The organism is Desulfobaculum sp. (genome assembly GCF_054921475.1).
Genome location: NZ_JBUDSW010000137.1, coordinates 1 through 9,373 on the forward strand (window position 1 = coordinate 1; position 9,373 = coordinate 9,373).

The 9,373-nt window shown below is 64.7% G+C and carries 11 protein-coding genes; all 11 read left to right on the forward strand.

Features of this window, described 5'->3' with window-relative positions:
• Positions 1-487, forward strand: a 487-nt coding sequence (locus ACY69P_RS10030; protein ID WP_462327358.1) for a hypothetical protein, incomplete at its 5' end; no start/stop codon positions are given.
• Between the two features lie 5 nt (positions 488-492).
• Positions 493-876, forward strand: a complete 384-nt coding sequence (locus ACY69P_RS10035; RefSeq protein WP_462327359.1) for a hypothetical protein — start codon at positions 493-495, stop codon at positions 874-876.
• 3 nt (positions 877-879) lie between these two features.
• Positions 880-1,485: a terminase small subunit gene (locus ACY69P_RS10040; RefSeq protein ID WP_462327360.1), complete on the forward strand. Its 606-nt coding sequence runs from the start codon at positions 880-882 to the stop codon at positions 1,483-1,485.
• Complete coding sequence (locus tag ACY69P_RS10045; protein WP_462327361.1) at positions 1,445-2,953, forward strand: hypothetical protein; 1,509 nt, start codon at positions 1,445-1,447, stop codon at positions 2,951-2,953. The genes ACY69P_RS10040 and ACY69P_RS10045 overlap by 41 nt, the downstream gene beginning before the upstream one ends.
• A gap of 2 nt (positions 2,954-2,955) precedes the next feature.
• Positions 2,956-4,983, forward strand: a complete 2,028-nt coding sequence (locus ACY69P_RS10050; protein WP_462327362.1) for a portal protein — start codon at positions 2,956-2,958, stop codon at positions 4,981-4,983.
• A complete protein-coding gene (locus ACY69P_RS10055) occupies positions 4,980-5,171 on the forward strand; it encodes a hypothetical protein (RefSeq protein WP_462327363.1) in 192 nt (63 codons plus the stop codon). The genes ACY69P_RS10050 and ACY69P_RS10055 overlap by 4 nt, the downstream gene beginning before the upstream one ends.
• A 103-nt stretch (positions 5,172-5,274) precedes the next feature.
• Positions 5,275-6,495 (forward strand): hypothetical protein, encoded by a 1,221-nt coding sequence (locus ACY69P_RS10060; RefSeq protein ID WP_462327364.1) that lies wholly within the window; start codon positions 5,275-5,277, stop codon positions 6,493-6,495.
• Between the two features lie 32 nt (positions 6,496-6,527).
• Positions 6,528-7,631, forward strand: coding sequence for a N4-gp56 family major capsid protein (locus ACY69P_RS10065; protein WP_462327365.1), 1,104 nt, complete (start codon positions 6,528-6,530; stop codon positions 7,629-7,631).
• Between the two features lie 49 nt (positions 7,632-7,680).
• Entirely contained in the window at positions 7,681-8,064 is a 384-nt protein-coding gene (locus ACY69P_RS10070; protein ID WP_462327366.1) for a hypothetical protein, read from the forward strand.
• A 3-nt stretch (positions 8,065-8,067) separates the two neighbouring features.
• Positions 8,068-8,760: a phage adaptor protein gene (locus ACY69P_RS10075; protein WP_462327367.1), complete on the forward strand. Its 693-nt coding sequence runs from the start codon at positions 8,068-8,070 to the stop codon at positions 8,758-8,760.
• Positions 8,761-9,333, forward strand: coding sequence for a hypothetical protein (locus tag ACY69P_RS10080; protein ID WP_462327368.1), 573 nt, complete (start codon positions 8,761-8,763; stop codon positions 9,331-9,333). It abuts the gene before it with no gap.
• Positions 9,334-9,373 lie beyond the last annotated feature (40 nt).

The following is a 9,373-nucleotide window of genomic DNA, read 5'->3' on the forward strand; positions in this document are numbered from 1 at the left end:
CGACAAGGTCGTGGCGGCGAGTCCCACCAAGTATGATGATCTGATCCTTACTGCACTGAAGGGCGCGCTTCGCGTGCTGGGGAAGTTGCCCGGTGCGAAGATGCTTCTTGTGCCCCTCGTCACCGTCGTCGTCCTGAGCACTGGATGCGCGGCGAAGCAGGGCAGTGGCGGGAATTCCCAGCTTCCGCCGCCCGCGGAGGTCCGCCTTGCCGTGGCACAGGCGGAAGCCGCCTTTGAAACGGCGGTGGCCGGGTATGAACTGCTTCTGGATGAGCTGGACGCCGACGACGCCGCAGGACTCCGCGCCAAGGTCGATCCCATCCTGACCAAGGCCGCAACCATCTTTCCGCTTCTCCATCACGCGGCCGAGCTCTACGCCGCCTCGCCTTCCCCTGAAAACATCCATGAACTGCTCCTGCACCGAAAGGAGCTGGCGGTTGTCATCCGCGATATTGCGCGCATCGTGCGAACGGTGCGGGAGGGCTGACGCTCATGACGCCGCGAAGCGAACGGGGCGGACTCCAGCCTGCGTGGTGCGCAGTGATCTGGACGCTGAGTGCCGCGCTTCTGACCGCCGCCATCTGGATTGGCGGCATCTGGCGCGATGTGGAGGCCAACACCGCCTTTCGCGAGCAGGCGCAGCCGCGGCTGGAGCGAATGGAGACCATCCTCGAACGCATGGACGGCGTGCTGCAGCGGCTGGAGCAGCAGCTTTGGGAGCATGGCCGAAGCCAGACCAGCGGCGGGCACCCCGTGCGCCCACCGGCCCTTCGCCACCGCTCCGGCCAAGCCCCGGTCCTCACCGCCACGACCGGCCCACGGAAGACCGCTCCCAGCCCGCTCCCAAACCACCCGCAGACCACGGACGGAAGGTAGCCCATGCCGCGCTCCACAAAGCCCACAAAACGGCTCACAGAGAAGCAGCGGCGCTTCGTTGAGGAGTACCTTGTTGATTTGAACGCCACACAGGCCGCTATCCGTGCGGGATACAGCGAAAAAACGGCCCGCGCGCAGGGCTACGAGAACCTGACAAAACCTGACATCGCCGCGGCCATCGAAAAGGCCCAAGCACGGCTGGCCCGGCGCACCGACATCACGCAGGAGCGCGTGCTTCAGGAGCTGGCCCGCATCGGGTTCTCGGACATGGCGGATTTCCTTTCATGGGGACCCAAGGGCGTTGAGCTCACAGCCTCGGACGGGCTGACGCGGGACCAGAGCGCGTGCGTGAGCGAGGTGAGCGAGACCGTGACGCAGTTTGGCGGTTCCACGCGCATCAAACTGCACAGCAAGACGCGGGCGCTGGAGCTTCTGGGGCGGCATCTGGGCCTGTACCCCGCGCAGCGGCACGAGGTGAGTGGCCCGGACGGCGGGGATATTCCTGTGGAGACGCGCAACGCGGTGCTGGAGAGGCTCTTGATGGAGATTGCCGGAGAAGGACGCGCCGATGGATTGCCCAACCTCACTCAAGAGAAAATTGGGGAATAAGTGGTGGAGGCTGAACAACCTCTACTGGATCATCGACGAGTCTGGCCGGCGGGTGAAATTCCGCCCCAACTGGGCGCAGGAACAGCTCTACGACAACCTCTGGTACTGGAATCTCATCCTCAAGGCGCGCCAGCTTGGGTTCACCACGTTCATTGACATCTTCATCCTGGACGACTGCCTGTTCATCCCGAACCTTGAAGCCGGGATTGTCGCGCACACCAAGGACGACGCCATCAAGATCTTCCGGCGCAAGATCAAGTTCCCGTACGAGAACCTGCCGCATTGGCTGCGCGACCAGCGGCCGCTCCTTTCGGCGAACATGAGCGAATTTCAGTTCGGCAACGGCAGTGTGGTGGGCGTCGGCGTCAGCGCGCGTTCCGGCACCCTGCAGCGCCTGCACGTTTCGGAGTTCGGCAAGATTGCCGCCCGCTATCCCGAGAAGGCCGAGGAGATCGTCTCGGGCTCGCTGGAGGCGCTGCACCCCGGCTCCATGCTGTGGATTGAATCCACGGCGGAGGGCAAGGCCGGGCGGTTCTTTGAATACACGGAGCACGCCCGGCGCATGCAGGACGAGGGCCGCGAGCTGACCCGCCTCGACATGCGGTTTCATTTCTTCCCGTGGTGGCGGCACCCCGGCCGGATTCTTGCCCCGGACGAGACGGAGCGCACCGTCATCGACAAGGAGCACCGCGGATATTTCACCCGGCTGGAGGAGGACCACGGCATCATGCTCAGCACCGGCCAGAAGGCCTGGTACGTGAAGAAGGCCGCAACCCTGACGGACAAGATGAAGCGCGAGCACCCCAGCACGCCGGACGAAGCCTTCGAGGCATCCGTCGAGGGCGCGTACTACCGCAAGCAAATGGCGTGGCTGCGCCAGAACGGGCGCATCACCTCGGTGCCGTGGGAGCCGGGCATCCCGGTCAACACATTTTGGGACCTCGGCATGCACGACGAGATGCACATCTGCTTCCACCAGCGCGTGGGCAAGGAGAACCGCTTCATCAACCACATCAAGAACTCGGGCGAGGGGCTGGAATTCTACTGCGCAGAACTGAAACGCCTCGGCTATCTCTACGGCACGCACTACTTTCCGCACGACATGTCGGTGAACGAGCTGGGGACCGGCACCTCGCGCCTCAAGACGTTTCAGCGGCTTATGCCCGGAGAGAAGACGCAGGTGGTGGAGCGCATCACGCACATGGCCGACGGCGTCCACGCCGTCCGAAACGTCCTGCCAACGTGCTGGCTCGATGCCGCCAACTGCAAAGACCTCATCGACTGTCTGGATAACTACAAGCGGGAGTGGGACCCGGTGAACGGATGCTGGAAGGACAAGCCGAAGCATGACTGGGCCAGCCACGGGGAGGCGAGCTTTCGCCAGTTCGCCACGGGCTACGCGCCAGCCAGTGCGTCGGCGTGGCGGCCGCGCCGCACGGCCCGGCAGATAGGCCGGAGGAGGCGCTAGGCATGCCCCTTGGGAAGATTGGCGTGAAGACCGCCCTCAAGTGGGTGTCCGATGCCCAGTTCGCCTCGCGGAATTGGCGCGCAGAGTCGTGGCGCGATCAGGAAATGTACGACGGCGACCAGTTCACGGAAGAGGACTTCCGCGCCTTTGCGGAAAAGGGCATCGATCCCATCCCCGTGAACCGCACCTTTCCCGCCGTGAACCTGCTCCTAGGCCAGCAGTCCGTGAACCGGCTGGACATTCAGGCCAAGGGCCGCACGCAGGCGGATTCCGAGCTGTCCGAGGTGATGACGGAGTGCATCAAGTTCGTCATGGACCAGTCGCAGGGGCAGTTCAAGGTCGGCACGGCCTTTCGCGACAGCATCGTGGCCGGCGTGGGCTTTCTGGCACCGGGCTTCAGCCTCGATCCACGACGCGAGCGTGTGCGCATCGCCCTGCGGGACTGGAAGGAAATCTGGTGGGATCCCTTTAGCGACCCGTGGCTGGAGCCGGAGAGCTGCCGCTACATGTTCCACCGCCGGTGGATGGACCTTGAGGACCTGCAGGCCGTGTTCCCGGACAAGGCGCAGGAGCTCAAGGAGAATTTCAGCGACCTCGCGGGCAGCAGCACGGCGGAGTCCACAGGCCTGTTTGATGACGAGGCCACCCTTGTGGAGGAGGAGCGCCGCAGTTTCATGGGCTCGCAGTGGGCGGATAGCAGGCGCAAACGCGTGCGCCCGGTGGAGCTTTGGTATCCGGTGTACGAAAGGTGCCTGTTTGCGCTGTTTGCCGACGGACGCGCCATTGAGGTGGGCGACGGCGTGCCCCCGAACGAGCTGGTACGGATCGTCAACACCGCGCAGGAGCTGGTGCCGGCCATGGTCCGCAAGATGCGCACCATGACCTTCCTCGGCAAGCAGGTGCTGCAGGACATGCCAAGCCCGTACCCGCACGACCAGTATCCCCTTGTGCCCTTTGTGGCCTACACGGACCGGTTCGGCTTCCCCTACGGCGTGCCGCGGCAGATTCGCCCGCAGGACGAGGAAGTGAACATCCGCCGCAGTGTGGGCCTTGCGCTCCTCAAGACGCGCCGCGTCATGGTGGAGGAGGGCGCAACCGAAGATTTGGAAGGCTTCTACGAGGAGGCTAACAAGCTCGACGGCTTCATGGTGGTGGCGGGCGGCGCGCTGCGCGAAGGCCGGGTGCGCGTGGAGGAGAACGCCGGGCTTGTGACGCCGCAGGTGGCCCTGCTCAACGAGGCAGAGAAGGAAATCCAGCAGATCAGCGGGGCCAATGACGAACAGCTTGGCTATTCATCCAACGCCACCAGCGGCAAGGCCATTGAGCGCCGCCAGATGCAGGGCGCAACCATCACTGCGCCGCTGTTCAGCAACTACCGCCGCAGTCTGCACCGCCTTGGCACGCAGCTCTACAGCCTGATTCAGGGCTCATGGACCGGGGAGAAGGTCCTGCGCGTGACGGACCGGCTCACCAAGGCCGAGCGCTTCGTCACCGTGAACGAGCGCGTCACCGGCGCATCCGGGCCGCAGGAGGTGAAGAACAACATCACGCAGGGCACCTACGACATCATCATCAGCGACCAGCCCGCCACGGATACCATCCGCGAGCAGAACCTGAACCTCATCATTGAATGGGTGAAAAAGTCCCCGCCGGAGGTCATCCCCGCGCTGATGGGCATGGCGTTCGAGATGTCGAACCTGCCCAACAAGGAACAGCTTCTAGCCAAGATCAAGCCGATGCTTGGCGGCATCCCCGGCGAAGAGGACATGAGCCCCGAGGAAGTGAAGGCCTCGGTCATGCAGCAGCTGGAACAGCAAAAGGCGCTTCAGGCGCAGGCCGCACAGCTTGAGCAGGCCAAGGCCGGGCTGGAGGTGGAGAAGCTCCGCCTCGACATCGAAGAGCAGCGCGCCAAAATCGCCGAAACCCTCGCGGCCATCCAGAACGCCCGGTCCAAGGAGGAGCGCGAGGCCGTGAAGGATGGCGTGGACGTGGCCCGCCGGGTTCTGGGCGAACAGGGAGGACAGCCATGACGCGGCAGGAGGAACTGGCCTTCGAGCGCAAGGCCGAGAAGCACTTCAAGGGCCAGCGGGAGCTTTTGCCAGGGCGCAACTTCCTCTGGAACAGCTTCCATTCCCGCACCAAAGAGGACCTGGAGAGCTACCGCAGCAATTTTGACCAGATACGCTGGCAGAGCCCCGCGCCCGGCACGGGCGTGTGATTTCGTCGCCACCGGCGGGCGATACCGCCGACCGTATACCTCGGGGACCCGGCCCCGTCACCAACCGGAGAATCGTCGAGTCAGGACGTAAAAGGAGACGTACATGGGCAAGAGTCACGAGCACGACGCTCAGCAGGCAGAGGCGCAGGGGCTGGACGCGCAACCGTCCCTTGATGCTCCCGCCAATGGCCCAGAGGCAGACCATGACGGGCAGGACACGGACACCGACGAGGTGCCGGACTGGCTCGACGAAGCCTTTGAGGACGATGACGAGGAGCAGGAGGACACCGGCGCGGCGGAGCCGTCCGATTCGTCAGGGACGGAACACGGCGAGGCGTCCCCGCCGACAGACGACACGGACGACGGCGCGCAGGATGGCGCAGACCAGCCGGACACCACCACAGACGACAACGCAGACGGCAAGGACGAGGCGCAGGACCAGCGGCCCCCGGACCGCTATGTGCCCATCGGCGCCCTGCACGAGGAACGCAGCAAGCGGCAGGACCTGCAACGCAGGCTGGAGGAGCTTGAAACGCGGGTGCAGAAGGCAGGCGCGAGGGGTGAAGAGAAGGCGGAGAAGCCTGCATCCGTGGACATTCCGGCGGAGTTGCAGGCGGAACTGACGGCCCTTGAGCGGCGCAGCCCCGAGGCCGCGGCCATCGCCCGCGAGGATTCCGAGGACGGCAAGCTCCTGCGCGAGGTGCTCTCCGAGTACGGCGCGCTGGACGCCCTGCGCGATGCGCGGGGAATGCTGGCGGACCGCCGGGTGACGGACGCCGAACGCAGACAGGAGCAGGCCGAGGCCACGCGCATGAGCCGCGAGGCAGAGGACTACATCTCCGGGTGCATGCAGCGCATCAGCGAGGCCGTACCCGGCGCCTACGACGAAGGCAGTGCCGTCCCCCGCGAGCTGGCTCAGTTTGCCATGGACAACGGCATGCATAGCGATTTCCTCGCCGCCGTTACCAATCCCGGCACCCTCATTCAGCCGCCGGGTTCGGAGCAGGTCTACTACATGGGCGACGGCGCCGTGGGCGTCTGGACGCTCCTGCATACCCTGAGCGAGGCCGGGAAAAAGGCTACTGATCCCGAAACGCTCCAAAAGGAGCTGAGGGCGGAACTGGAACAGGAAATCACGCAGCGCGTGACCAAGGAACTGACGCAGAAGTTCAAGGGCGCGGAGGCGTCCGGCTACCGCAGTCTTGGCGACGGCCCCGGCAGTGGCGATACGCCGCTTTCCGGTGCGGACGCCGAGAACATGAGCGAGGAGGAGTGGGCCCGGCTCCCAGAAACGGAGCGCGAGCGCCTGCTCAAGGGCGAATAGCCGGATAGCGGCCGCGCCGGAGGAGATGAGCCATGAGTATCCCTACCGAGTTTCCGGTCAACCATCCCAGCGCGCGAAAACGCTGGGGCAAGGACCTCGCCGTTGAAACGCTGAAGTCCCAGTATTGGAGCAAGTTCATGGGGTCTGGTGAGGATGACATCATCAAGATCCAGAACGAGCTGAAGAACAAGGCCGGTGACAAAATCACCGTCGAACTGGTGCGCAAGCTCTCGGGCGACGGTGTGGAAGGCGACAGCACCCTTGAAGGCTCGCAGGCCGAGGAAGGGCTGGACTTCTTCCACGACGCCGTCTTTGTGGACCAGCGCCGCAAAAGCACGCTGAACAAGGGCAAAATGTCCGACCAGCGCGTGCCGCACGATATCCGGCTGAAGGGGCGCAGCGCCCTCAAGACGTGGTGGTCCGAGGACTACGACGAACAGATCATGATGTACCTCGCCGGCGCGCGGGGCATCGATCCCTCGTACAAGGTGTCGCTGGACTGGACCGGGCGTGCGGGCAATCCGCTGACGCCGCCGGACCGGCTCATCTACGGGGGCGACGCCTCGGGCAAGGCCGACCTTGACGCCAGCGACATCATGCACCTGTCCATGCTGGAGCGCCTTGTGGCCTTTGCCGAAACCACGGACCCCATGATCCGCCCGGTGAAGATTCAGGGCGAGAAGAAGTACATCCTGCTCGTTCACACCTTCCAAGCCTACCAGTTGCGCACCGGCACCTCGGAGAACGACTGGCTCGAAATCCAGAAGGCGACGGGCGAGCGCGGCAAGAAGAACAAGGTCTACCGCAACGCCCTTGGCGAGTACGCCGACTGCATCATGCACAAGCACCGTAATGTCGTGCGCTTTAGCGACTACGGCGCTGGCGGCGACCTTCCGGCGGCGCGGGCGCTGTTCCTTGGCGCGCATGCGGGCATCATCGCGTGGGCCAAGAACGGCAATATCAACCGCATGAACTGGTACGAGGAAGAGGTGGACCGCGGGAACGCTCTGGCCATCGCGGCCAGCGCCATCTACGGCACCAAGCGCACCGTCTACACCGACAAGGAAGGGGCCAACCCCATCGACTACGGCGTCATCGCCGTGGACACCTACTGCAAGGACCCCAACACCATCTAGCCAAGGCGGGCGGGGCCACGGCTCCGCCCCCTTTCCCATGGAGGCCGATATGCCTGATGTCCTTCTGAAATACCGTGGGTTCAAGGCGTCCCTGCGCCTGCGGCTCCCCGCCCTTGAGGCCGAATACGACTTTCTGCCCGAAAACGGGCTGACCTGCGCGGTGAGCGCCGCCGATGCCCGCCTGCTGCAGGACGCCAATCCCCGCATGTTCGAGGTGGTGGATGTGCCTGACGTGGAAGACTTTGTGGCGTCACAGGGTGGCGAGGACCAGCAGGGCGACGAGGAGGGCGGTTCCATCAACGACACGCCCCCGGAGGAAGGCCGCGAAGCCTACGTGCGTTGCCGTTTGGAGGAGCTGGGCATCAAGGTGCCCGGCACGGTGAAGAAGCTGGAAACCCTTGAGCAGATGCTGGACAAGGCCGAGGTGGAGTAGGCGGTGCAGGTCAAGGACATCTTCCTGCTTGTGTCCGGCGAGCTGCAGGACCTTGGCGCGGAAAAACGCTGGCCGTGGGAGCTGACGCCGGAGCGCGTGAGCCTTGTAGACCTCATGAACGCCGCCGTGCGCGAGATTGCCCTCAATAGGCCAGACGCCACTGCCGTCACCGAGGCCATACGGCTGGAGCCCGGCGGGCGGCAGATTATCCCGAACGTCGCCACCCACGGCGCAAGCCGGGATTCCCTGTGCCTGCTGGAACTGGTGCAAAACATGGGCGCGGACGGCGAAACGCCCGGTGAGCCGGTGTTCCGCGTGGAGCGCAGCGCCCTTGCCGCGGCAGACTGGACGCTGACCACGGCTGGCGACATCGACGAATACGCCTACGACAAAACCGCCGATCCCAACGTCTACCTTGTGCACCCCGCCGTGGCCGCTGGCGCGACCATCTATGTGGAAGCCACCTACAGCGCCGAGCCCGTTACCGTTACCGGCCCGGAGGACGTCTTTCCGCTCAGCGCCACCTTTGCCGGGCCAGCGCGGCTATGGATGCTGTGGGAAATCATGAGCGGCGACAATTCCGAAGCGAACTTCATAAAGGCGCAGACCTACCTCAAGGCGTTTTATCAGGCCCTTGGCGTCAAGCTGAAGGCGGACCTGTTCTTCCCGGTGAAGGTCGCCAAGGAGGGCATGTAGATGCCGGATGTTTCCGTTCTTGTTCCCGAGGTCCGCGCGGATGTGGCCGGATGCCCCAAGCAGACAGTGCTTGCCGCCATACGCCGGGCGCATGCGGAGTTTTGCGACCGCTCCGGCATTTGGCGCATGACCCTTGAATCGCCGGTCTACTTTGTGCGCGGCGTGCGCGAGGGGCAGGCCCAGCTTCCGCCGGAAACGTCCATTGCCAGCATTGTTTGGCTGCGGCGGCTGGGCGCGCCTCTGGAGCCGCACGAATATAGCCCTTCCGGGCGGGATATCATCCTGCGCCAGCCGCCCCAGCAGGACTTTGAAGCGCAGGCCCGCGTGATTCTGCGCCCGGACCCACACGCCACGCGCATGGATGATGCGCTGTATGCGCGCTGGTCCGAGGCCATTCTCCACGGGGCCTTATGGCGGCTCATGAGCCGGGCCGGACAGCAATGGACCAACGCCGAGGGCGCGCTCTACCACAAGGCGCACTTTGACCGCGAGATAGGCCGGGCCAGCGCCCGAGCGGCGCAGGATTTCTTCCGCGATACCGACCGAAGGCGTTCACGGAACGGGTTCATGTAAAGGAGCAGACCATGTCCGCACCAACCGTGGCAGTCACCAT

Coding starts and splice junctions, on each gene's coding strand:
- ACY69P_RS10045 (WP_462327361.1), top strand. CDS start 1,445: ATGGATTGCCCAACCTCACTCAAGAGAAAATTGGGGAATAAGTGGTGG.
- ACY69P_RS10035 (WP_462327359.1), top strand. CDS start 493: ATGACGCCGCGAAGCGAACGGGGCGGACTCCAGCCTGCGTGGTGCGCA.
- ACY69P_RS10055 (WP_462327363.1), top strand. CDS start 4,980: ATGACGCGGCAGGAGGAACTGGCCTTCGAGCGCAAGGCCGAGAAGCAC.
- ACY69P_RS10065 (WP_462327365.1), top strand. CDS start 6,528: ATGAGTATCCCTACCGAGTTTCCGGTCAACCATCCCAGCGCGCGAAAA.
- ACY69P_RS10050 (WP_462327362.1), top strand. CDS start 2,956: ATGCCCCTTGGGAAGATTGGCGTGAAGACCGCCCTCAAGTGGGTGTCC.
- ACY69P_RS10040 (WP_462327360.1), top strand. CDS start 880: ATGCCGCGCTCCACAAAGCCCACAAAACGGCTCACAGAGAAGCAGCGG.
- ACY69P_RS10060 (WP_462327364.1), top strand. CDS start 5,275: ATGGGCAAGAGTCACGAGCACGACGCTCAGCAGGCAGAGGCGCAGGGG.
- ACY69P_RS10080 (WP_462327368.1), top strand. CDS start 8,761: ATGCCGGATGTTTCCGTTCTTGTTCCCGAGGTCCGCGCGGATGTGGCC.
- ACY69P_RS10070 (WP_462327366.1), top strand. CDS start 7,681: ATGCCTGATGTCCTTCTGAAATACCGTGGGTTCAAGGCGTCCCTGCGC.